A 22,391-nucleotide genomic window follows, 5' to 3' on the forward strand; every position below is an offset into this window, starting at 1 on the left:
TGAGCCGCGTCTATCTTCAATTATCAAGGAGTACTTATGTTTTCGCCTAAAATTCCGCAGTCGCAGATTGCGCGGGTCCTCGAGATCGTTCGCCATCATGTCGGCCGGCTACATCAAGGGATGATCCCGCCGCAGGCCGCGATGATGGAAATGGTCACGAATGCCTGGGCCGCGCAAGCGATTACCGCTGCCGCCGACCTCGGCATCGCCGATGCGCTGGCGAGCGGACCATTGTCGGCGAAGGAGTTGGCCATAGCGGTCGACGCGGATGCCGACACCGTCAGCCGACTGTTGCGGGCCCTGATCGGCCGCGGCGTATTCCGTCAGCAGCGCGATGGCCGCTACGCCCTCAACACGCTCGCGGACACGCTGCGCAGCGACACCGATGTCTCGATGCGCGGCATGGCTCGATATGCCGGTGCGCCCCAGCATCGGGAGCATTGGAGCAACCTCACGACCGCCATTCGCACCCGTCGTTCCGTTGTTCCCGAAATGCGCGGTAAGCCGATCTTCGAGTACCTGTCCGGAGAGAAGGAGCTCGACGAGAATTTCAACGAAGCCATGACCAACATCTCGGAGCTGGCGATCCCATCGGTCATCGCGAGCTACGACTTCAGCCGCTACGGGACGATCGTCGACGTCGCGGGTGGGCGCGGTCGCCTGCTGGCGGCAATCTTGAATGCCACGCCGAAAGCCCGGGGGATCCTGTTCGATCAGCCCCACGTGGTCGCGGACGCCCCACCGCTGCTCAAGCAGTATCGGGTGGTCGAGCGGGTGCAGCTGGCGGAGGGCTCATTCTTCGACGCGATCACCGAGGGCGGCGACGCCTACGTCCTCAAACACATCATTCACGACTGGCCCGACGACGAGGCCGTGCAGATTCTGCGCAACATCCGCAAAGCCGCCGGGGTCGGCAAGCATGTGCTGCTCGTCGAAATGGTGCTGCCGGGGCACGATCGCGATTTCGTCGGCAACTGGCTCGACCTGGAAATACTTGTCGAATTCGACGCTCGCGAGCGCACCGCCGCCGAATACGGCCGGCTGCTGAGCAGCGCCGGATTCCGCTTGACGCGCGTCGTGGAAACGGCCTCGCCGTACAGCATCGTCGAGGCCGTTGCCGTGTAAATCCACATTCGTCGCCGAACACGGGAATACCTGGACGCAATCCCTGGTCGTTTCTTCCGTGGCAGCAGTTGGCAGTGCCACGCGTCGATATGGCAGTGCACCGGCGGCACGCTCAAACCAGTTCGACACAAATATCGCGAGGAGTAATCAAATGTCCGCTGCTACCGGCATACCGACCAGGCACCTGTACGACGCGACCGACTCGCTGTTGCGTTTCGCCATGCGTGCAGATGCCACCTTGACGGGACTGTGCGGTCTCGCCATCGCATTGTTTGCAGACCTGAATTCCAACCTGGAATACGCCCTGGGCGCCATTTTCGTGCTCTATGGCCTGGTGGTGTACAGCCTGACCGGGCTGCCGGACCTGCGCAGCGTCGGCGCCGGTGTGGTCGGCGCCAACATCGTGGTCACGCTGGGCTCCCTGGTGGCCGTCGAAGCAGTGCCGATGACCGCGGCCGGGGTGGCCGCGACGCTGGCCACCGGCGCCTACGCCGCGGCATTCGCCTGGCTGCAATACCTGGGAGTGCGGCGATTGCCCGCGTAGCACTCCCCTCCCGCCGATGCGGGGCCCTTCTCCGCGGCCACGGGGAAGCGCCCCGCTTCGGTCTTTTAAGCGCCGCGCAGTGCTCAGAGCTTGCGCAGCCGCAACCGGTTGATGGAGTGGTCGGCGTCCTTGCGCAGCACCAGGGTTGCGCGGGGCCGGGTGGGAAGAATGTTCTCGACCAGATTGGGCCGGTTGATCGACCGCCAGATCTCGCGCGCGGCGGCGACCGCCTTGGTGTCGTTGAGGGCCGAGTAGTGATGGAAGTGCGATGCCGGGTCGGCGAAGGCCGTGCTGCGCATCGCCAAGAACCGGGAGACATACCACTGTTCGATGTCTTCGATGCGGGCGTCCACATACAGCGAGAAGTCAAACAGGTCCGACACCATCAGGGTCGGACCTGTTTGTAAGACGTTGAGGCCCTCGAGGATCAAGATGTCCGGATGGCGGACCACGTGTTTGGCCCCGGAGATGATGTCGTAGCGCAGGTGTGAGTACACCGGCGCACACGCGTAGTCGGAACCCGATTTGACCGAGGTGACGAACCGCATCAGCGCGCGGCGGTTGTAGCTCTCTGGAAAGCCTTTGCGGTGCATCAGGTTTCGCCGGTCCAGCTCGGCATTCGGATACAGGAAGCCGTCGGTGGTCACCAGGTCGACCCGCGGGTGGTGATCCCAGCGCGCCAGCAGTGCCTGCAGCACACGGGCGGTGGTCGACTTTCCAACCGCCACGCTGCCGGCCACGCCGATGATGAACGGCACCGGCCGGTCCGGATTCTGCTGCGGCTCACCGAGGAATTCCGCAGTGGCAGCGAACAATCGCTGCCGCGCCGCGACCTGAAGGTGGATGAGCCGGGCCAGCGGCAGATACACCTCTTCGACCTCGAGTAGGTCGATCTGCTCGCCGAGACCACGCAGACCGACAAGCTCCTCTTCAGTGAGGGCCAGCGGCGTCGACATGCGCAACGCGCGCCACTGCTTTCGGTCGAACTCCACATATGGGCTCGGCTCGCTCAGCCGGGGCATAGTGCCAGTGTGGCAGGGGCGATCGCGCACCAGACGGCTGGGCTGGCTAAAACCACCACTCGATAGACTGGCGGCTGTGACTGCCGCACCTGATGCCCGCGTAACCGCGTCCGTGATGTCCGCCCCGCTCGACGAAGTCGACCCGGATATCGCCGAGCTGCTCGGCAAGGAGCTGGGCCGCCAACGCGACACCCTCGAGATGATCGCGTCGGAGAACTTCGTGCCGCGCTCGGTACTGCAAGCCCAGGGCAGCGTGCTCACCAACAAGTACGCCGAGGGGCTGCCCGGCCGGCGCTACTACGGCGGGTGCGAGCACGTCGACGTCGTAGAGAACATCGCCCGCGACCGCGCCAAGGCGCTGTTCGGCGCCGACTTCGCCAACGTGCAGCCGCACTCCGGCGCCCAGGCCAACGCCGCCGTGCTGCATGCCCTGATGTCACCGGGGGAGCGGCTGCTGGGTCTGGACCTGGCCAACGGTGGGCACCTCACGCACGGCATGAAGCTCAACTTCTCCGGCAAGCTCTACGAGAACGGCTTTTACGGCGTCGATCCGACGACGCATCTCGTCGACATGGACGCGGTGCGCGCGCAGGCGCTCGAATTCCGCCCGAAGGTGATCATCGCCGGCTGGTCGGCCTACCCGCGCATCCTCGACTTCGCGGCGTTCCGCTCGATCGCCGACGAAATCGACGCCAAGCTCTGGGTCGACATGGCCCACTTCGCGGGACTGGTCGCGGTCGGATTGCACCCGTCTCCGGTGCCGCACGCGGATGTCGTGTCGACCACCATCCACAAGACGCTGGGTGGCGGCCGCTCCGGAATGATCCTGGGCAAGCAGGAGTACGCCAAGGCGATCAACTCGGCGGTGTTCCCCGGCCAGCAGGGCGGGCCGCTGATGCACGTGATCGCGGGCAAGGCGGTCGCGTTGAAGATCGCCGGCACCCCCGAATTCGCCGAGCGCCAGCAGCGCACGCTGTCCGGCGCCCGGATCCTCGCCGACCGGCTGTTGGCCGCCGATGTCGCCAAGGCCGGGGTTTCGGTGGTCAGCGGCGGCACCGACGTTCACCTGGTGCTGGTCGACCTGCGCAACTCCCCGCTCGACGGTCAGGCCGCCGAGGACCTGCTGCACGAGGCCGGCATCACGGTCAACCGCAACGCCGTGCCCAACGACCCGCGGCCGCCGATGGTCACCTCGGGCCTGCGGATCGGGACGCCCGCGCTGGCCACCCGCGGCTTCGGCGACGCCGAGTTCACCGAGGTCGCCGACGTCATCGCGACCGCGCTGGCGGCCGGCACCTCCGCCGACGTGGCGGGATTGCGCCAGCGGGTGACCCGGCTGGCCCAGGAGTTCCCGCTCTACGACGGTCTCGAGGATTGGGCGTTGGTCGGCCGGTAGGTCACGGATTGGCCGCGACACCGGCGGTTGATTTCATAACACCTGTGTATGCGGGTTACAGTTACTTTTATGGCAACGAAACCTGTCGCTAATGCGCTGACCACGGAACTCGAGCCGGTCGTCGAGGCTGAAATGGACCGCCACCTCAACACCGACGACATCTGGTTCGCCCACGACTACGTGCCGTTCGACCGGGGCGAGAACTTCGCCTTCCTCGGCGGACGCGACTGGGACCCGTCCAGCATGACGCTGCCCCGGGCTCACACGGACGCCTGCGAGATCCTGCTGCTGCTCAAGGACGACCTGGCTGCGCATCACCGCGAGCTGGTCGAGCACTTCATTCTCGAGGACTGGTGGGGCCGCTGGCTGGGCCGCTGGACCGCCGAGGAGCACCTGCACGCCATCGCGCTGCGCGAATACCTGGTGGTGACCCGCGAGGTCGACCCCACCGCCAACGAAGAGGCCCGCGTTGAGTACCTGATGCAGGGCTACCGCGCCGACTCGTACACGCAGGTGGAAATCCTGGTGTACATGGCGTTGACCGAGCGCACGCACGCCGTGTTCTGCCGCAACCTGGCCGCCCAGCTCGAGGAGCCGATATTGGCCGGGCTCATCGATCGAATCGCCCGCGACGAGGCCCGCCACGAGCTGTTCTTCTCGAATCTCGTCGCGCATTGCCTCACGTACGTCCGCGACGAGACGATTGCCGCAATTGCCAAACGCGCGGCCGAGCTGCAGGTCGTCGGTGGCGACATCCGGAGTTACCAGGACAAGGTGCAAAACGTCGCCGCTGCCGGGATTTTCGGACCCGCTGAGCTGCGGCAGGCGATCGCCGACCGCATCACCGATTGGGGTGTCGCCGACGAGCCCCAACTGCGGCAGTTCGTCAGCGGCTAAGCCAACTCACGCCGCACGCCGCCTTCACCGCTCACGTCACACCCCGGCGTCGGCGCGCCTGCGCTGCTGCAAAGCGGCGACGAGAGTAGCGTCGTTCTCGATGGTCAGCGTCTTGCTCAGCTGCCAGGGCGGCACCTCCCGTCATCACAACGGAAGGACCGGCCCCGGTCCTGGTGTCGCAGTTCCCGCCGACATGCCTGTGCGGGTCCGCGCGGGCCTATCCCGCTCGAGGAGCGCTCCGTGACCGATATCCGGACCTACGTGATCGACACTTCCGTGCTGCTGTCCGACCCCTGGGCATGTAGTCGGTTCGCCGAACACGAGGTGGTGGTTCCCCTGGTCGTGATCAGCGAATTGGAGGCTAAACGCCACCACCACGAGCTGGGGTGGTTCGCTCGTCAGGCCTTGCGTCTGTTCGACGATCTGCGGTTGGAGCATGGGCGGCTGGATCAACCCATTCCCGTTGGTACACAGGGTGGTTCGCTGCATGTCGAGCTCAACCACACCGACCCGACGGTGCTGCCGGCCGGCTTCCGCACCGACAGCAACGACTCCCGGATCCTGAGCTGCGCGGCCAACCTCGCCGCCGAAGGCAAGCGGGTTACGTTGGTCAGCAAGGACATTCCGCTGCGCGTCAAGGCCGCGGCGGTGGGTCTGGCCGCCGACGAGTACCACGCGCAGGACGTGGTGGCCTCCGGCTGGTCGGGGATGCAGGAGATCGAGACCGCGACCGAGGATATCGACGCGCTGTTCGCCGACGGTGAGATCGATCTGGTCGAAGCACGAGACCTGCCATGCCACACGGGAATTCGGCTGCTGGGTGGTAGCTCGCATGCGCTGGGCCGGGTGACGGCGGCCAAGCGAGTCCAACTGGTTCGCGGTGACCGCGAGGTGTTCGGGCTGCGCGGCCGCTCAGCCGAGCAGCGCGTCGCGCTCGACCTGCTGCTCGACGAGTCCGTGGGCATCGTGTCGCTGGGCGGCAAGGCCGGCACCGGCAAATCGGCTCTGGCCCTGTGTGCCGGTCTCGAGGCCGTGCTGGAACGGCGGACCCAGCGCAAGGTCGTGGTGTTCCGTCCGCTGTACGCCGTCGGCGGCCAGGAACTGGGCTACCTGCCGGGCAGCGAGAGCGAAAAGATGGGTCCCTGGGCGCAGGCGGTCTTCGACACCCTGGAAGGTCTGGCCAGCCCGGCCGTGCTGGAGGAAGTGCTGTCCCGCGGCATGCTGGAAGTGCTGCCGCTGACCCACATCCGCGGGCGCTCGCTGCACGACTCGTTCGTGATCGTCGACGAGGCGCAGTCGCTGGAGCGCAACGTCTTGCTGACCGTGTTGTCCAGGCTGGGCAGCGGATCGCGGGTGGTGCTCACGCACGACATCGCTCAGCGCGACAACCTGCGGGTGGGCCGCCACGACGGCGTCGCGGCCGTGATCGAGAAGCTCAAGGGTCATCCGCTGTTCGCGCACATCACGCTGCTGCGCAGCGAGCGGTCGCCGATCGCCGCGCTGGTCACCGAGATGCTCGAGGAGATCGCCGGGCCGCACTGACGCGCCCGGTGCGCACCCTCGACGCCCAGGTCGCACCCTCGAGGGTGAGTAGGCTTTTACCGTGCGTAAACGACCCGACAGCCAGGCCTGGCGCTATTGGCGGACGGTGTCCGGTGTCGTGGCCGCCGGCGCGGTGCTGGTGATCGGTGGCCTGACCGGTCACGTGACGCGCGCCGACAACCTCAGCTGCGCGGTGGTCAAATGCGTGGCGCTGACGTTCGACGACGGCCCGAGCCCGTTCGACGAGCGGCTGCTGCAAATCCTCAAGGACAACGACGCCAAGGCCACCTTCTTCCTGATCGGCAACAAGGTGGCCGCCAACCCGGCCGGTGCCAAGCGCATCGCCGACGCCGGCATGGAAATCGGCAGTCACACCTGGGAACACCCCAACATGACGACGATCCCGCCCGAAGACATCGCCGGACAGTTCGCCAAGGCCAACGACGCGATCAACGCCGCGACCGGGCGGACCCCGACGCTGTACCGTCCCGCCGGCGGGCTGTCCACCCCGGAGGTGCGCCAGACCGCCGCTCGCTATGGGCTGGCCGAAATCCTTTGGGATGTAATACCTTTCGATTGGGCGAACGACTCGAACACCGCGGCGACGCGGTACATGCTGATGACCTACATCAAGCCCGGCTCGGTGGTGTTGTTCCACGACACCTACTCGAGCACCGTTGACCTGGTGTACCAGTTCATTCCGGTGCTCAAGGCCAACGGCTACCGCCTGGTGACCGTCAGCGAACTGCTGGGGCCGCGGACGCCGGGCAGCAGCTACGGCAGCCGGGAAAACGGACCGCCCGCCAACGAACTTCACGACGTCCCGCCCGCCGACATCCCGACGCTGCCCAACACGCCGTCGCCCAAGCCGATGCCGAATCTCCCGATCACCGACATCCCGGGCCAGAACTCGGGTGGGCCAAATAATGGTGCCTGAGCGCCGCGCGGCTACCTTAATAGGGTGATCAAGGCGGGCCGGGGCGCGCGACAATCGCCCGGGGCGACATCCGGGCCGGCGCCGCGCAAATCAGCTCGTAGGCTGTCCATCGAATACGCGGTCGACCTCGCCCTGTCCTACATCATCGCCGTCATCGACGTCGCCGCCATTCTGATTCCGCTGCGGGGGCACACGTCGGCCGCCACCAGCGTCGTCTTCGCGGAAAAAGACACGGCCATCGTCATCGCGCTGGTATTGCTGGGAATCATCGGCGTCGCGGTGTCCGGTGTGTTCAGCCTTGCTCCGACGCTGCGGTGGTATGCCGCCGGCCAAGAACCCACCACGGCGCAGCGGGAAACCGCGATGAAACTCGCCGGCCGCCAAACGGCGATCCTGCTCGTGGCCTGGGGCCTGGCCGGCAGCATCTTCGTGTTGCTCAATCTCGACGGCGGCACCGCGCTGCTGTTGCCGATGATCCTCGGCGTGCTCCTCGGTGGACCGGCCGCCGCGGGCACGGGAATGCTGCTCGCCCAACGCACCCTGCGCCCCATCATGGGTGAGGCGACCCGGGGGCTCGAGCCTCAGTTGGCGGTGCCCGGGGTGTTCGCGCGTCTGGTCATGCTCTGGTTTCTGGTCAGTGCACTTCCGATCGGCGTCGTGGCGACCCTGGTCGTGCTGCGCTCCTACGGGTGGCTGATTCAGAAGTCCGCCTCGTTGGACGTGCCCGTTCTGGTGGTTTCGCTGGCCGCACTGCTGCTCGGGTTGCCCACGATGATCCTGACGTCGCGATCCATTTCGGACCCGATCGGCGAAGTCGTCGACGCGATGGCCCAGGTCGAACGCGGCCACATCGACACCACCGTCGGGGCCTACGAGCGATCTCAAATCGGGCGTCTGCAAACGGGATTCAACCGAATGGTGGCCGGGCTCGCCGAGCGCGACCGATTGCGCGACCTGTTCGGGCGCCACGTCGGGGCCGACGTCGCGCAGCGCGCCATCGAAGAGGGTGCATCGCTGTCGGGCGATGTGGTCGAGGCTGCGGTCTTGTTCATCGATCTGGTGGGTTCGACTCGGCTCGCGGAAAGCCGTCCGCCCCAAGAGGTTGCCGACGTGCTCAATGACTTCTTCCGGATCGTCGTCGACGCTGTTGACGAACACAGCGGCCTGATCAACAAATTCGCGGGCGATGCCGCACTCGCGATCTTCGGGGCGCCGCTGCGAACGGGCGAGCCGTCCTCGGCGGCACTGGCCACGGCACGCACACTGGGCACGCAACTGCGCCGGCTCCCCGTGGTGGATTTCGGTATCGGGGTTTCGGCCGGCCGCGTCTTCGCCGGCAACATCGGTGCCGAAAACCGTTATGAATACACGGTAATCGGTGATGCGGTCAACGAGGCCGCACGCCTGGCCGATCTCGCCAAGACCTCGGATCGGCGGATCCTGTGTTCGGCGGCGGCCATCGAGCGGGCCGACGAGACCGAACGGGGTCACTGGGTGGAGTGCTATTCCACCGTGCTGCGCGGCCGCTCCGAAGCCACGCACATCTCGGCGCCCGCCTGAGGGCGTTACTTCGAGACCTTCAGCGATCCGATCACCTGGTTGAGCAGTCCTGCCGAGGCCGCATCGCCGATGGGTGTTGCGCCCAGGAAGATGGTGACCGGCTTGGTGTCGACCGCGATGATCACGACAGAGTCGCCCTTCACGTTGCGGGCGGGGTCGGCGATCGTGACGTCGGCGTCCACCCGGGCGGCCTTGATTCCCTCAACCGTGATCGACGACTTCTTGATCGGGCCCAGCGTGGGTGAGGCGTTCGAATAGCCGGGACCTTCGGCCACGCAATTCATCAACTTCGCTGCCTGTGCGGTGACGTCCATGCTGGGGACGAAGTTGGTGATGGCGACCTCGGCCTGCATCACCCACTGGCTGGCACCCGGCACCTCCTGCGCTAGCCCCACTGCGCCAATGAGATTCGGAGTCTGGTCGTCCGAGAACGGCATCCAACCGGGTGCCGCGTTGGCCGGAAAAGACAGCTTGCCGGCCTTGATCGGGGCGCCGCCCGCGGGCTTGTCGCCACCGGACACATTGGGCGTGCAATCGCTTGCCGTCTGTCCGGACCCGCCCGGCTGCTGCGAGGTCGGCGCGGCCGTCGTCGTCGAGGGATTCGCCTTGGGGGACTTGGGTTCGTTGTTCAGGCTGACGATCAGGATCACGACCAGCGCGATGACGCCCAACACCGCGATGCCGGCGACGATCAGCCACGGCATGTTCGACCGCGGCCCGTTCGGTGGCGGTCCGGGAGGGTAGGAGCCGGGCGGCCAGCCGGGGGCATACTGGGGCCCACTCTGCCCGAACGGCTGACCCGGATAGCCGGGTGCCGAGGGATCCATCCCGCCCTGCGGATTGGTGAACGGACCGGTTGGCGGGTAGGGGTACGCACCGCTCTGCGGCCCCGAATAGGGGCCGCCCGGCGGGTACGGGGGCGGGCCGCCTTGCGGTGGGCCACCTTGCGGTGGGCCGCCTTGCGGTGGGCCACCCCAATAGGGCCCCTGCCCATACGGATTCGCTCCGTACGGATCCTGACCGTAGGGACCGCCCGGAGGAACCGTCATTGCAGAACCACCCCCATTTAATTCGCTGGTTTGACCTTAGCCATCGCCAGCACGTCGAGCCGGCGGTCCAATTCCTCAATCGATAACTTGTCGCCGATCAGGCCGCGATCGATCACGGTCTGACGGATCGTCTTCTTCTCCTTGAGCGCTTGCTTGGCCACGGCTGCGGCTTCTTCGTAGCCGATGGCCGAGTTCAAGGGTGTCACGATCGACGGCGACGACTCGGCCAACTCCTTCAGATGCTCGACATTGGCCGACAGCCCGGTGATGCAGCGCTCGGCGAACAGCTTTGACACGTTGGTCAGCAGTTTGAACGACTCCAAGATGTTGCGGGCCATCATCGGGATGTAGACGTTGAGTTCGAACGCGCCCGACAGGCCGCCGACGGTGACGGCCGCGTCGTTGCCGATCACCTGCGCGGCGACCTGCGTAACCGCTTCCGGCAGAACCGGGTTGACCTTGCCCGGCATGATCGAGCTACCCGGCTGCAGGTCCGGCAGCGCGATCTCGGCCAAGCCGGTAAGCGGGCCGGATCCCATCCAGCGGATGTCGTTGGCGATCTTGGTCAATGACACGGCGATGGTGCGCAGTGCGCCGGACGCCTCCACCAGGCCGTCCCGTGTGGCCTGAGCCTCGAAAGAGTTTGCCGCCGTGCGTAATTCGGACAGCCCCGTCGAGGCGACCAGTGCCTCGACCACCTTGGGGCCGAAGCCGTCGGGAGCGTTGAGCCCGGTGCCCACCGCGGTTCCGCCGATGGCCAGCTCGCCCAGCCGCGGCAGCGTGGCGCGCACCCGCTCGATCCCGGCCTCGATCTGGCGGGCGTAGCCGCTGAATTCCTGGCCGAGCGTCACCGGGACGGCGTCCATCAGGTGGGTGCGGCCCGACTTGACCACGGTGTGCCACTCGCCGGCCTTGGTCGCCAGCGCGTCATGCAGTACCTCGAGCGCCGGGATCAGATGGCGGACTGCGGCTTCGGTGGCCGCGATGTGGGTGGCGGTCGGGAAGGTGTCGTTGGACGACTGCGACATATTGACGTCGTCGTTGGGGTGGACCGTGACGCCGTTGGCGGCCGCGATCGACGCGATCACTTCGTTGGTGTTCATGTTGGAGCTGGTGCCCGAGCCGGTCTGGAAGACGTCGATCGGGAACTGGTCATCGTGTTTGCCGTCGGCGATCTCGGCAGCGGCCGCGATGATCGCGGCGGCCTTCTCGGGCGCCAGCAGCCCGAGGTCCGCGTTCACCTGCGCGCAGGCGCCCTTCAGCAGGCCCAACGCGCGGATCTGGGTGCGCTCGAGGCCACGGCCCGAAATCGGAAAGTTCTCCACAGCGCGCTGGGTTTGCGCTCGCCACAACGCTTTTGCGGGTACGCGGACCTCGCCCATGGTGTCGTGTTCGATGCGATATTCGGCGCTTTCGGCCATCAATCAGTTCCTCTTCGTTGGGGTGTGCTATCGCGGTTACGGCAGGGGATAGGCAGCGGTGCTGTCGCCGGTGAAGTCGATCGCGGAGTATTCGTTGAGCTTCGAAAGCCGGTGGTAGGCCTCGATCATGCGGACGGTGCCCGACTTCGAGCGCATCACGATCGACTGGGTGGTGCAGCCGCCGGGGGAGTAGTGCACACCCTGCAGCAGGTCACCGTCGGTCACTCCGGTCGCGCAGAAGAAGACGTTGTCGCCGGAGACCAGGTCCCTGGTGGTCAGGATCTGGTCCAGGTCGTAACCGGCGTCGAGCGCCTTGCGGCGTTCGGCGTCGTCGCGCGGTGCCAGTTGCGCCTGGATGGCCCCGCCCATGCACCGGATCGCCGCGGCGGCGATGATCCCCTCTGGGGTACCGCCGATCCCGGCCAGCATGTCGGTGCCCGAGCCCGGCCGGCAGGTGGAGATCGCGCCCGCCACGTCGCCGTCGGTGATCAGCCGGATGCGTGCTCCGGTGTCGCGCACGTCCTGAATGAGTTGAGCGTGTCGGGGGCGGTCCAGAATGCACACCGTCATGTCCCGCACCGACAGGTCCTTGACCTTGGCGACCTCGCGAATGTTGTCGGCGATCGGCGCGGTGATGTCCAGCACGTGCGCCGCGTCGGGCCCGACGGCGATCTTATTCATGTAGAACACCGCCGACGGGTCGAACATCGAGCCCCGATCGGCCACGGCGAGCACCGAGATGGCGTTGGGCATGCCCTTGCTCATCAGCGTGGTGCCATCGACCGGGTCGACGGCGAAATCGCACTCGGGGCCGTCGCCGTTGCCGACCTCCTCGCCGTTGAACAACATCGGAGCTTCGTCTTTCTCGCCCTCGCCGATCACGACGACACCGCGCATCGACACCGAGTTGACCAGCTCGCGGATCGCGTCGACGGCCGCGCCGTCGCCGCCCTCCTTGTCGCCACGGCCCACCCAGCGCCCGGCGGCCATCGCGCCGGCCTCGGTGACCCGGACCAGCTCCAGGGCCAGGTTGCGGTCTGGAGCTTCGCGGCGGGCCCGGACCTGCGGGTCAGAGCCCGTGGTCGCGGTCGAAGACGAACCGGATCCGCCCGATGCTGTCATGGTTGCTGATTCTCCCAGAAGCACATCGGTCCGCTGGATCTGGGCTGTGGCTGTCGACGGCGGGCTGGGATACTCGTGGGGTGACCGACGAGCAGCCCAATGCCGACGAGGCCGGTGAGCCGGTACCGGCGGCCAGGCCGGCCAAGCCGCGGTTGCTGCAGGACGGTCGCGACATGTTCTGGTCGCTGGCGCCGTTGGTGATCGGATGCATCCTGTTGGCCGGCATGGTCGGGATGTGTTCTTTCCAGCCGACCGGGGCGAACAAGGGCACGATTCCGTCTTACGACGCGGCGACGGCCCTGCGCGCGGACGCTCAGACGCTGGGCTTTCCCATCCGGTTGCCGCAGTTGCCGGCGGGCTGGCAGCCCAACTCCGGCGGCCGCGGCGGTATCGAGAACGGGCGAATCGCCAATGGTCAGCGGCTCAGCGCGGCCACCTCGACGGTGGGATACATCGGTCCAACGGGAATGTATGTGAGCCTGACGCAGAGCAACGCCGACGAGGACAGGCTGATCGGCTCGATCCATCCGACGGCGTATCCGACCGGAACGGTCGACGTCGCGGGAACGAACTGGATCGTCTATCGCGGTTCCGGTGATGGTGCCGACGCCGAGCCGGTCTGGACCACCAAGCTGACCAGCCCGGGCGGAGCCGCCCAGATCGCGATCACGGGTGCCGGAACCACCGATCAGTTCCGTACGCTGGCAGCGGCGACGCAGTCGCAGGCGCCGCTGCCGACCAGCCGATAGGAGCGACTCGCGTGACAGCACCCGAAGCGGACTTGTCTGGATGGGTAGCGACGCCGTTCACCGGTGGCGGCTACACCCATGACGTCTATCGCAAGGGCACCGGCCCCGGGGTCGTGGTGATTCCCGAGATACCCGGAGCCCATCCCGGGGTGCTGGGCCTGGGTAATCACCTGGTGGACAACGGCTTTACGGTCGCGATCCCGTCGCTGTTCGGGGTGCCGGGCCACCCGAAGACGGCCGGATACACCACCGGGGTCATCGCGCGGGCTTGTGTGGCAAAGGAATTCGCTGCCTTTGCGACGAACAAGCAACGGCCGGTGTCGCTGTTCCTGCGTGCACTGGCCCGAGACCTCAAGGCGTCGACGGGGGGCAAGGGCGTCGGCGTGATCGGTCAGTGCTTCACCGGCGGCTTCGCGCTGGCCGCGGCGGTCGACGACAGCGTGCTCGCGCCGGTGCTCAGCCAGCCGTCGGTACCGTTGCCGCTCGGCCGGACCCGTCGCGGCGACACCGGGCTCAGTGAATCCGAGCTGACCACGATCGCCGAGCGCGCCGCCAACGACGGCTTGTGCGCCATCGGCTTGCGCTTCAGCGAGGACTGGATGTCGCCGCGCGACCGATTCACCGCGCTCAAGGATCGTCTCGGCGACGCGTTCGAGGTGATCGAGATCGATTCGCGCCCGGGCAACGCACACGGTTTCACCAAGATGGCGCACTCGGTGCTCACCGACGAGGTCCGTGAGGTCGACGGCCAGCCTGCTTACGAGGCCCGCAAGCGAGTCGTCGAATTCCTTACTGAGCGGCTGACTTAACGTCGGCGGCCGTCTTCCGGCGTGGCAGCCAGCTGCGGCGCGCGGGTGCGTCGTCGTCCGGGTTCACCAGCTCGACGCCCTGGTACACCGCCAGGTAGACGTCGATGGTCGTCACGATCAGGATCATCAGTACCGGCCCGATGACGATGCCCCACGGGCCGAACATGGCGATACCGGCGAACACCGACAGCAGCATCAGCGCCGAATTCAGCCGGGCATCCCGCGGCACCAGGATCGGGCGCAAGAAGTTGTCGATGTTGGTGACCACCAGCAGATGCCACAAAATCACGAAGGCGCCGCCGAAGATGTTGCCGTAGAAGATCATTCCGATGCCGAACGGAATCGTCACGATGCCGCCGCCCAACGGAATGATCGACAGGGCCGTGAGCAGAATCGCGAAAATGAAGAAGCCGTGGTGGAATCCGGCGACGTAGATCGACCCCGCACCCGCGACACCTTGGCATAGCGCGATGACGAACTGACCGAACACGGTGCCGCGCACCATCGCAGCGGTCTTCTTCAGGTACAGATCCGTGACTTCCTCGCCCAGCGGGTTGAGCTGACCGATCAACGTGCGCAACCTCTCTCGGTGCACCAGCAGCGCGAGAAAGACGTAGAGAAAAATGATCCCGTAGGTGATGGCACCAAAGACGCTTCCCGCGGCGCCTTGCAAGGCTTGCAAGAGCCATTGGCCGACATTCTGCGCGCCGGTGACCATCGCCTTGCGCAGCATTTCCGCATTGATCGTGATGTGTAGGAAGGGGACTCGTGCCGCAAGGTCGTTGACGACGTGCAGGACTTTGTCGCCGAGCCCGCTCAGGTCGGTGTTCTTGACCCACCCGGAAATGCTGTCGACCATGCGGGAGATCTGGACGACGGCCAAGACGATGAACAGGCCGACCGGCACGATGACCATCGCCAATGCCGACAACAAGGTGCAGGTGGCCGACAGGCCGGTGCCGAGCCGCTTGTTGAACCAATTGAACAGTGGCGTGAACAAATACGCACCGACCGCGGCCACCACAACCAGCACGAAATAGTCGCGCAGGAAGTACGCACCGAACAGCAGCGCGATCAGGGTGAGAACCGCGAGGGCCCGTTTCTGAGTGAGCGTGAATTCGGTGTTCATAGCGCCCTCCGCGTCGCCGTTGAGCTGAACCTTAGCCCCGGGCGGCGGTTTTTCCGCGGAGTGCGCGCTATCGGTTGGCGGCGGCTTTGGCCGCCTCGGCCTGCCTCTTCATCTGTCCGAACATGTCGACGTAGTACGGCAGGCACTCGGTCAGCGCCTTCTCGGTGGTGAACAACGGCTGGTAGCCGAGGTCGCGGGACGCCTTGGCGACCGAGAAATAGTTGTCCAGGTACAGCCGCTCGACCGCCAGCGGCTCCAGCAGCGGCGCAGGAATTCCGAACCGGAAGTGCACCCGCTGCCAGCCGGTCATGGCCGCGCGCACGATGGGCCCGTTGACCCGAATTCGGGGCCAGGGCTGCCCGCAGGCCTCCACCACCGGCCGGGCGAACTCGAACATGTTGATCGGCTCGTCGTCGTTGATGAAGTAGGCCTGACCGGGTGCGGTACCGCCGGGCACCAGATGCTGGGCGGCCAGGATGAAGCCGTGAATCAGGTTGTGCACGTAGGAGTTATCCAGCCGGGCCGACTTGCGGCCGATCAGAACTTTGACGTGGCCGGCGAGCACACTTTCGAACAGCTTCCGGAACATCGTCTGGTCGCCGCGGCCCCAGATGCCACTGGGCCGGATCGCACACGTCAGCATTCCGTCAACGCCGTTCTGGGACAACACGAATCGCTCGGCGACGACCTTGGTCTCGGTGTAGAGGTCGTTGAATCGAGTGGTGTAGGGCAGGGTTTCGTCGCCGCCGGGGATATTCTGGCCGCCCATCACCACGCTGTTGGATGACGTGTAGACGAATCGCTGCACGCCCGCGGCATGCCCGGCGTCCACCAGGTTCTGGGTGCCGCCGACGTTGATCGCAAAGCTGCGCTGACGGTATTCGTCGGTCACCGACGCCCCGCCCATCAGCTCGATGATCGCCGCGGTGTGGAAAACCGTGTCGATGCCGTCCACCGCCTGGGCGCAGACGTCCTTGTCGGTGATGTCGCCCTGCAGCACCTCCAGGTGCGAGTGCGGGGCGAGCGGCGACGGGGCGCGGTCGAAGGAACGCACCGAATAGCCGCGGTCGAGCAGGGTGGTCACCAGGTTGGCCCCGACGAACCCGGAGCCGCCGGTGACCAGGACGCGGCCGAGTTCGGTTGTCAGTGATGCATCACCCATGTCGCAAACCCTAACTGAAACGTGTTTCAATTTTAAAAATAATTGTGTACCGCGGGGCCGGTTCAGCCTTCCTCGCTCTGGCCGGCCGCCAGCGCATCCTCCACCCGCTTGCGGGCGCCAGCTAAGTGCTCTTCGCATCGTTTTGCCAGCTGTTCGCCTCTTTCCCAGAGTTTCAGCGATGCATCGAGGTCCAGCCCGCCTTGCTCCAGCAGGCGCACGACTTCGATCAGCTCGTCCCGGCAAGATTCATAGCCAAGTTGACTAATGGGCGTAACCGATTCGGCCCCGTCGCTGTCCTTGTCAGTGACCATCGGTCAGCCCTTCACTCACCGCCGCTACGGCGCCGTCGGACACTCGCACCCGCAGCCGGGTGCCGGCCGGTGCGTCGTCCACCGAGCGCAGGACGTGCATCGCATCGCCGGCGCCGGTGGCGGGAACGGTCTGCACCACCGCATACCCCCGCGCCAACGTCGCCGCCGGGCCCAGCGTAGCCAGCCGCGCGGACAGGTGGCCGACGCGTTCGGATTCGGCGCCGACCAGCCGGGTGATGTCGCGGCGCCCGGCCGAGCGGGCGCGGTGGATCTCCTCGGCGCGTGCCGTCAGCGCGGTCAGCGGCTCGGCCAGCACCGGACGGCTGCGCAACTGGGTCAACGCGCGCTGTTCGCGAGACACCCAATTGCGCAGCGCCTGCGCGCTGCGCCGGCGCATGTCCTGGATGCCGCGCAATTCCGCGGCGGTGTCCGGGACCACCCTCTTGGCCGCGTCGGTGGGGGTGGCCGCGCGCAGATCGGCGACCAGATCGCACAGCGGGTTGTCGGGCTCGTGGCCGACCGCGCTGATCACCGGCGTGCGACAGGCCGCGATCGCGCGGCACAGTGTCTCGTCGGAGAACGGCAGCAGGTCCTCGACGCTGCCGCCGCCGCGGGCCAGCACGATCACGTCGACGGCCTGGTCGCGGTCGAGTTCGCCTAGCGCCTCGACGATCTGGGCGACCGCGTTGGGTCCTTGGACGGCGGTGTTGCGCACCGCGAACCGCACCGCGGGCCAGCGGGTGCCGGCCACCGTCGTCACGTCGCGCTCGGCGGCGCTCGCTCGGCCGGTAATTAGCCCAATCATGTTAGGCAGGAAGGGGATTGGCCTTTTGAGTCTCGGGTCGAAGAGGCCTTCGGCGTCCAGTAGCCGGCGCAGCCGGTCAATGCGGGCCAGCAGTTCGCCGACGCCGACGGCGCGAATCTCGGACAGGCGCAACGAGAATGTGCCGCGCCCGGTGTAGAAGGAAGGCTTACCGCAGACCACCACCTGGGTGCCCTCGGCCAACTTCACCGGTGCGTTGAGCACCAGGTCGCGCGGACATGTCACGGTCAGCGACATGTCGGCGGCCGGGTCACGCAGCACCATGAACACGGTCTTGGAATCTGCCCGAATGTTGATCTGGGCCAATTGCCCTTCGACCCAGACGGTTCCGAGCTTGTCGATCCAGCCCGCCACCCGGATCGCGACGGCGCGAACCGGGAACGGGTTCTCGGCCGAGTTCGCGTCCGAATTCGCCGCTCGGGTCACTTCGCGGTCGCGCGGGTGATCCTGTTGGCCAGCAACGTCTGGAACGGAGCGCGGGCCTTGGTGGCCTGCTCGTAGGCCAGCAGGGCTTCAAGCTCGTCGACACTCAGCGACTGCACCCGGGCCCGCAGCTGGGCCAGCGTCAGTGCCGGGTAGTCGAGTTCGGCCGCGACCGACGGCTCCGGAACCGACTTCTTGGACGTCGGCCTGCTCGGGGCGCCGCCCGCGTCCAGTGCCGCCTCGGCCACCGAGTAGAGCGCGAAGCGCCCCTCGGCCCGACGGTCGCCCCCGGCGCCGTCCGGCAATTCGGCGAAACCGCCGTCGATGGCGACTTCGGAGTCCTCGTCGAACGTTGCCCATTCCGGCTTTTCGTCCTTGGGCGGAAAGATCGATTCCAGGGTGGAGTCGCCCTTGTTCACCAGCTCGGCCAGATTCTGCTGAAAACGCATCACGATGTGCGCCGCCTGACTGACCACCGTCATCGGGTACATCAGGATCGTCTTCGGCAGTCTGATGGTCTCCTCGACGGCGACTGTCGCCGCGCCGACCAGCAGCCGAACTCCGTATGGTGCAGAAGCCATGGGTCCAAGATTGCCTTAAGCGACGGCTAACTCCAAGCCCGGCACCGCGAGCTGGCGGGCCCGTGTCGGCAGAACGTACCCTGGAGGACATGCCTCCGACTGTCGACATGGGGATTCCCGGCGCGACCAGCTCGGTAGCCAGCAGCCCAATCAGCAAAAGGGTGCTCCTTGCGGAGCCGCGTGGCTACTGCGCAGGCGTGGATCGGGCCGTCGAGACGGTCGAGCGCGCGCTGGAGAAGCACGGTGCCCCGGTCTATGTGCGCCACGAGATCGTGCACAACCGGCACGTCGTCGACACCCTGGAAAAGGCCGGTGCGGTGTTCGTCCAGGAGACGCACGAGGTCCCCGAGGGAGCCATCGTGGTGTTCTCCGCACACGGGGTCGCACCGACGGTGCACACCGAGGCCGCTGAACGGAATCTGCATACCATCGACGCCACCTGCCCGCTGGTCACCAAGGTGCACAACGAGGCCCGGCGCTTCGCCCGCAACGACTACGACATCCTGCTGATCGGCCACGAGGGCCACGAGGAAGTCATCGGTACCGCCGGGGAGGCGCCCGAGCACGTGCAGCTGGTCGACGGCGTCGCGTCGGTCGACAACGTGACCATTCGCGACGAGAACAAGGTGATATGGCTGTCGCAGACCACGCTCTCGGTCGACGAGACCATGGAGATCGTCGAGCGGCTGCGGGAGCGGTTCCCCAAACTGCAGGACCCGCCCAGCGACGACATTTGCTATGCGACCCAGAACCGCCAGGTCGCGGTCAAGGCGATGGCACCGGAGTGCGAGCTGGTGATCGTCGTCGGGTCCCGCAATTCGTCGAACTCGGTGCGGTTGGTGGAAGTGGCACTGGGTGGCGGGGCGGCGGCGGCGTACCTGGTCGACTGGGCCGACGACATCGACCCGGCCTGGCTCGACGGCGTTACGACCGTCGGGGTCACCTCCGGGGCCTCGGTTCCGGAGGTGCTGGTGCGTGGCGTGCTGGAGCGGCTGGCCGAGTGCGGCTTCGACGTGGTGCAACCGGTGTCGACGGCTCAGGAGACCCTGGTGTTCGCGCTGCCCCGGGAAATCAGGTCACTGCTCTAGCCGTTAGTCGGCGGGTCCCCGAAGGACCTAGGCGTCGTACTCCCAGGACTCGGCCGGGGGACGCCCCTGTGTCCGGCCATTTGCCCGTGACCGGCCGCGGCGATCCCCGCGCGGCTCACCCCGGCGTTCGTCCGACGGACCGGATCCGCGGTAACGGACCTGCGAGATCGGGTGGTGCGTCGAGTCGGAGCCGTTCCTGCCGTTCGGTGCGGCCTGACGCCGCCGAGGCTCCGGGGCGGGCTGGTAGGACTCGTACGGCTCATAGGACTGGTATCGGTTGAACGGCTCCGACGAGACGGGCGGTTCGTACCGGTCGTAGTCCTCGTAGCGGCCGCCGCGAGCAGCCGGACGTTCGTAGGGGCTGCGGGTGCGCGGGTCGCGACGGCCTTCCCGCGGCGACTGGCCGCGCTGGTCGGGATCGCCCTGCGGGCGGCGCCGCGAGGAGCGGCGCGCCGGGTCGGCGGGGTCGTAGTCGCGAGACGATGCCTCGCGCCGCCGGCGCGGCCGCTCGGCCGCCGGGTCGTACTCCTCGTCCGGCGAGGGGCGGGCGTGCCGGGAGCGGCTTCGGGCGGAACCCGTGGCGGACCGGCCGCTGCGCGCCGTTCGGCTGCTGCGGGCCGAGCCCTTCGAGGGGCTGCGCTGCGAATCGAGGGCCTCTTCTTCGTCGGCATCTTCGTCGGACGACGCGATGCCCAGCAGCGAGTTCAGTTTCGCGCTGATGCCGCGCAGGAATGGCGACTTCTCCGCAACCGTGGCGCTGGCGGTCGCTGTCTCGTCAGGCGCGGCCGCCGCGATCGTTCGCTGCGATAGCCCGATGTACCACCTGATCAGGCCGATCAGCAAGACGCCGCCGGCGGCGCCCAGCATCAACGGGAAACGCTCGATCAGCGGATAGCCGCAGTTGATCAGCAGGTCTTTGAGGTTGCCGAGCTTGGCGCCGTGAAACAGCCAGTAGGCGCCCGGCACCGCGCAGAAAAGGATCAGCGGTGGCTGGATGACCGCGGTGAACAGGCCTTCCTGGCGTACGGCCAGCACCGCCACCACGCAGCCCGCTATATAGAGGCCCGCGAAGATGCCGGTCAGCTCCTTGTGACCGGATCCGGAGTCGATGCCATACCCAATGGCAGTCGCGGTAATGGCGATGAGCAGGGCTATCCACGACGGCACACCCGGAATCCCGGGGTGGATCGAGCGATGGGCAGCTTCTACTGCCGAGGTTCCCCGCTGCGCTGACACATGTAGACCGTACCGGCAATGGGCGAAAACCCCCGTAAATAGCTTGTTAGGAATGCCGGGCGTGCCACGGATTCGCGCCGTAATTGAGCCGCGGCGACCTGGCTTTGGCGCGGAGCCCTAAACTTGGTTCCCCGTGAGCCTGAGCCTGGGAATCGTGGGGCTGCCGAACGTGGGCAAGTCGACCCTGTTTAATGCGCTGACCCGGAACAATGTGGTCGCGGCCAACTATCCATTCGCGACGATCGAACCGAACGAGGGCGTCGCAGCGCTGCCCGACCCGCGACTCGACAAGCTGGCCGAGATGTTCGACTCCGAGAAGATCGTGCCGGCGCCTGTGACGTTCGTCGACATCGCCGGAATCGTGAAGGGCGCCTCCGAGGGCGCTGGGCTCGGCAACAAGTTCCTGGCCAATATCCGCGAATGTGACGCGATCTGTCAGGTGGTGCGGGTGTTCGCCGACGACGACGTCGTGCACGTCGACGGCAAGGTAGACCCGGGCTCCGACATCGAGGTGATCGAGACCGAGCTGATCCTCGCCGACATGCAGACCCTGGAGAAGGCCGTCCCCCGCCTGGAGAAGGAAGCCCGCAACAACAAGGAGCGCAAGGCCGTGCACGAGGCGGCCGTCGCCGCCGAGGCGGTGCTGGACTCGGGCAAGACGCTCTTCGCCGCCGGCGTCGACGCGTCACTGCTGCGCGAGCTGAACCTGATGACCACCAAGCCGTTTCTGTACGTGTTCAACGCCGACGAGGCCGTGCTCACCGACGATGCCCGCAAGGCCGAGCTGCGCGCGATGGTCGCGCCCGCCGACGCGGTATTCCTCGACGCGAAGATCGAATCCGAACTGGTCGAACTCGACGACGAGTCGGCCGCCGAGTTACTCGAATCCATCGGGCAGACTGAGCGCGGACTAGATGCGTTGGCGCGGGCTGGTTTTCACACATTGAAGTTGCAGACCTATCTGACGGCGGGTCCAAAAGAGTCGCGCGCGTGGGTGATTCATCAGGGCGATACCGCACCCAAGGCCGCCGGGGTGATCCACACCGATTTCGAGAAGGGCTTCATCAAAGCCGAAATCGTCTCCTACGACGACCTGATCGACGCCGGGTCGATGGCGGCGGCCAAGGCGGCCGGGAAGGTTCGGATGGAAGGCAAGGACTACGTGATGGCCGACGGCGACGTCGTCGAGTTCCGGTTCAACGTGTAGACCCTGACGACGGACCGCCCCACGTGTTCCGCGCTGGAGCGGAAGATGTTCGGCGTCAAGGCCTTTGGCGAAAAACTCATCCGTTTCGTTATCGGTAGACCGGTCGTGGCCGCTGCGGGAAATTCGCGTGATGCCGATTAATCGTCGCAAGGTTTTGGGTGGAGCGGGCTGGCGGGCGCCGCAGCCGGTGCCGGCGTTGACCGTCTTATCTCCGACGGCACTCCTGGCTATCCCACTGACAAGGTAGAGCCGATGGCC

21 protein-coding genes are annotated in these 22,391 nt (G+C 66.5%); 11 read left to right on the top strand and 10 right to left on the bottom strand.

All coding sequences use genetic code 11. The features are described from left to right. The first annotated feature begins 36 nt into the window (after positions 1-36). Together LMQ14_RS06100 and LMQ14_RS06105 are read left to right on the top strand one after the other, a co-directional pair. Complete coding sequence (locus tag LMQ14_RS06100) at positions 37-1,125, top strand: methyltransferase (protein WP_267733898.1); 1,089 nt, start codon at positions 37-39, stop codon at positions 1,123-1,125. Between the two features lie 151 nt (positions 1,126-1,276). Further along, positions 1,277-1,669, top strand: a complete 393-nt coding sequence (locus LMQ14_RS06105; RefSeq protein WP_267733899.1) for a hypothetical protein — start codon at positions 1,277-1,279, stop codon at positions 1,667-1,669. An 83-nt stretch (positions 1,670-1,752) separates the two neighbouring features. Here LMQ14_RS06105 and coaA read toward each other — a convergent pair whose 3' ends face one another. After that, positions 1,753-2,691 carry a type I pantothenate kinase gene (coaA, locus tag LMQ14_RS06110; RefSeq protein ID WP_267733900.1) on the bottom strand — a complete coding sequence of 313 codons (939 nt, stop codon included), beginning with the start codon at positions 2,689-2,691 and terminating at the stop codon, positions 1,753-1,755. A 115-nt stretch (positions 2,692-2,806) separates the two neighbouring features. Between coaA and glyA the strand changes: the two genes are divergently transcribed. The 5 genes from glyA (at position 2,807) to LMQ14_RS06135 (ending at position 9,023) form a co-directional block, all read left to right on the top strand. Beyond that, entirely contained in the window at positions 2,807-4,087 is a 1,281-nt protein-coding gene (glyA, locus tag LMQ14_RS06115) for a serine hydroxymethyltransferase (RefSeq protein WP_267735374.1), read from the top strand. Positions 4,088-4,156: 69 nt separating this feature from the next. Further along, on the top strand, positions 4,157-4,984 hold the full coding sequence (locus LMQ14_RS06120) for an acyl-ACP desaturase (RefSeq protein WP_267733901.1): 828 nt from the start codon (positions 4,157-4,159) through the stop codon (positions 4,982-4,984). A 240-nt stretch (positions 4,985-5,224) separates the two neighbouring features. Beyond that, complete coding sequence (locus LMQ14_RS06125) at positions 5,225-6,526, top strand: PhoH family protein (RefSeq protein WP_267733902.1); 1,302 nt, start codon at positions 5,225-5,227, stop codon at positions 6,524-6,526. A 61-nt stretch (positions 6,527-6,587) separates the two neighbouring features. Further along, positions 6,588-7,463 carry a polysaccharide deacetylase family protein gene (locus tag LMQ14_RS06130; RefSeq protein ID WP_267733903.1) on the top strand — a complete coding sequence of 292 codons (876 nt, stop codon included), beginning with the start codon at positions 6,588-6,590 and terminating at the stop codon, positions 7,461-7,463. A gap of 102 nt (positions 7,464-7,565) precedes the next feature. After that, a complete protein-coding gene (locus LMQ14_RS06135; protein ID WP_267735375.1) occupies positions 7,566-9,023 on the top strand; it encodes an adenylate/guanylate cyclase domain-containing protein in 1,458 nt (485 codons plus the stop codon). A gap of 5 nt (positions 9,024-9,028) precedes the next feature. Here the strand turns inward: LMQ14_RS06135 and LMQ14_RS06140 are convergent, their stop codons facing one another. From LMQ14_RS06140 to glpX, 3 genes are read right to left on the bottom strand one after another with little or no spacing between them, the layout of a single operon-like run. Continuing rightward, positions 9,029-10,072: a hypothetical protein gene (locus LMQ14_RS06140; RefSeq protein ID WP_267733904.1), complete on the bottom strand. Its 1,044-nt coding sequence runs from the start codon at positions 10,070-10,072 to the stop codon at positions 9,029-9,031. Between the two features lie 17 nt (positions 10,073-10,089). After that, positions 10,090-11,493: a class II fumarate hydratase gene (locus LMQ14_RS06145; protein WP_267733905.1), complete on the bottom strand. Its 1,404-nt coding sequence runs from the start codon at positions 11,491-11,493 to the stop codon at positions 10,090-10,092. 36 nt (positions 11,494-11,529) lie between these two features. Further along, positions 11,530-12,615 (bottom strand): class II fructose-bisphosphatase, encoded by a 1,086-nt coding sequence (glpX, locus tag LMQ14_RS06150; RefSeq protein WP_267733906.1) that lies wholly within the window; start codon positions 12,613-12,615, stop codon positions 11,530-11,532. Positions 12,616-12,695: 80 nt separating this feature from the next. Here glpX and LMQ14_RS06155 point away from each other — a divergent pair, with 80 nt between their 5' ends. Next, positions 12,696-13,364, top strand: a complete 669-nt coding sequence (locus LMQ14_RS06155; RefSeq protein WP_267733907.1) for a DUF4245 domain-containing protein — start codon at positions 12,696-12,698, stop codon at positions 13,362-13,364. An 11-nt stretch (positions 13,365-13,375) separates the two neighbouring features. Further along, positions 13,376-14,173, top strand: coding sequence for a dienelactone hydrolase family protein (locus LMQ14_RS06160; protein ID WP_267733908.1), 798 nt, complete (start codon positions 13,376-13,378; stop codon positions 14,171-14,173). Here LMQ14_RS06160 and LMQ14_RS06165 read toward each other — a convergent pair. The 5 genes from LMQ14_RS06165 to LMQ14_RS06185 all read right to left on the bottom strand — a co-directional run bounded on the left by LMQ14_RS06165 (position 14,154) and on the right by LMQ14_RS06185 (position 18,602). Next, positions 14,154-15,302 (bottom strand): AI-2E family transporter, encoded by a 1,149-nt coding sequence (locus LMQ14_RS06165; RefSeq protein WP_267733909.1) that lies wholly within the window; start codon positions 15,300-15,302, stop codon positions 14,154-14,156. The two genes, LMQ14_RS06160 and LMQ14_RS06165, sit on opposite strands and share 20 nt — an antisense overlap. A 67-nt stretch (positions 15,303-15,369) precedes the next feature. After that, a complete protein-coding gene (locus LMQ14_RS06170) occupies positions 15,370-16,464 on the bottom strand; it encodes an NAD-dependent epimerase/dehydratase family protein (protein WP_267733910.1) in 1,095 nt (364 codons plus the stop codon). Positions 16,465-16,526: 62 nt separating this feature from the next. Further along, the gene (locus tag LMQ14_RS06175) at positions 16,527-16,775 is read right to left on the bottom strand and encodes an exodeoxyribonuclease VII small subunit (protein WP_267733911.1); all 249 of its coding nucleotides are present in this window, start codon (positions 16,773-16,775) and stop codon (positions 16,527-16,529) included. Continuing rightward, the gene (gene xseA, locus LMQ14_RS06180; RefSeq protein ID WP_267733912.1) at positions 16,765-18,024 is read right to left on the bottom strand and encodes an exodeoxyribonuclease VII large subunit; all 1,260 of its coding nucleotides are present in this window, start codon (positions 18,022-18,024) and stop codon (positions 16,765-16,767) included. Before xseA ends, LMQ14_RS06175 begins: the two co-directional genes overlap by 11 nt. Continuing rightward, complete coding sequence (locus LMQ14_RS06185; protein ID WP_267733913.1) at positions 18,021-18,602, bottom strand: lipid droplet-associated protein; 582 nt, start codon at positions 18,600-18,602, stop codon at positions 18,021-18,023. Before LMQ14_RS06185 ends, xseA begins: the two co-directional genes overlap by 4 nt. 89 nt (positions 18,603-18,691) lie before the next feature. Between LMQ14_RS06185 and LMQ14_RS06190 the strand changes: the two genes are divergently transcribed. Next, positions 18,692-19,690 carry a 4-hydroxy-3-methylbut-2-enyl diphosphate reductase gene (locus tag LMQ14_RS06190; protein WP_267733914.1) on the top strand — a complete coding sequence of 333 codons (999 nt, stop codon included), beginning with the start codon at positions 18,692-18,694 and terminating at the stop codon, positions 19,688-19,690. Positions 19,691-19,717: 27 nt separating this feature from the next. Here LMQ14_RS06190 and LMQ14_RS06195 read toward each other — a convergent pair whose 3' ends face one another. Continuing rightward, entirely contained in the window at positions 19,718-20,926 is a 1,209-nt protein-coding gene (locus tag LMQ14_RS06195; RefSeq protein WP_267733915.1) for a DUF6542 domain-containing protein, read from the bottom strand. A 133-nt stretch (positions 20,927-21,059) separates the two neighbouring features. Here LMQ14_RS06195 and ychF point away from each other — a divergent pair, with 133 nt between their 5' ends. Continuing rightward, positions 21,060-22,133 (top strand): redox-regulated ATPase YchF, encoded by a 1,074-nt coding sequence (gene ychF / locus LMQ14_RS06200; protein WP_267733916.1) that lies wholly within the window; start codon positions 21,060-21,062, stop codon positions 22,131-22,133. Positions 22,134-22,391 lie beyond the last annotated feature (258 nt).

Origin of the sequence: Mycobacterium sp. Aquia_213 (assembly GCF_026625985.1) — a bacterium.
Taxonomy (GTDB): Bacteria; Actinomycetota; Actinomycetes; order Mycobacteriales; family Mycobacteriaceae; genus Mycobacterium.

What these genes read in the sequence shown, in the direction of transcription:
- LMQ14_RS06100 (WP_267733898.1), top strand. Translation starts at nt 37, where the DNA reads ATGTTTTCGCCTAAAATTCCGCAGTCGCAGATTGCGCGGGTCCTCGAG.
- LMQ14_RS06105 (WP_267733899.1), top strand. Translation starts at nt 1,277, where the DNA reads ATGTCCGCTGCTACCGGCATACCGACCAGGCACCTGTACGACGCGACC.
- coaA (WP_267733900.1), bottom strand. Translation starts at nt 2,691, where the DNA reads ATGCCCCGGCTGAGCGAGCCGAGCCCATATGTGGAGTTCGACCGAAAG.
- glyA (WP_267735374.1), top strand. Translation starts at nt 2,807, where the DNA reads ATGTCCGCCCCGCTCGACGAAGTCGACCCGGATATCGCCGAGCTGCTC.
- LMQ14_RS06120 (WP_267733901.1), top strand. Translation starts at nt 4,157, where the DNA reads ATGGCAACGAAACCTGTCGCTAATGCGCTGACCACGGAACTCGAGCCG.
- LMQ14_RS06140 (WP_267733904.1), bottom strand. Translation starts at nt 10,072, where the DNA reads ATGACGGTTCCTCCGGGCGGTCCCTACGGTCAGGATCCGTACGGAGCG.
- LMQ14_RS06145 (WP_267733905.1), bottom strand. Translation starts at nt 11,493, where the DNA reads ATGGCCGAAAGCGCCGAATATCGCATCGAACACGACACCATGGGCGAG.
- glpX (WP_267733906.1), bottom strand. Translation starts at nt 12,615, where the DNA reads ATGACAGCATCGGGCGGATCCGGTTCGTCTTCGACCGCGACCACGGGC.
- LMQ14_RS06165 (WP_267733909.1), bottom strand. Translation starts at nt 15,302, where the DNA reads ATGAACACCGAATTCACGCTCACTCAGAAACGGGCCCTCGCGGTTCTC.
- LMQ14_RS06170 (WP_267733910.1), bottom strand. Translation starts at nt 16,464, where the DNA reads ATGGGTGATGCATCACTGACAACCGAACTCGGCCGCGTCCTGGTCACC.
- LMQ14_RS06175 (WP_267733911.1), bottom strand. Translation starts at nt 16,775, where the DNA reads ATGGTCACTGACAAGGACAGCGACGGGGCCGAATCGGTTACGCCCATT.
- LMQ14_RS06185 (WP_267733913.1), bottom strand. Translation starts at nt 18,602, where the DNA reads ATGGCTTCTGCACCATACGGAGTTCGGCTGCTGGTCGGCGCGGCGACA.
- LMQ14_RS06190 (WP_267733914.1), top strand. Translation starts at nt 18,692, where the DNA reads ATGCCTCCGACTGTCGACATGGGGATTCCCGGCGCGACCAGCTCGGTA.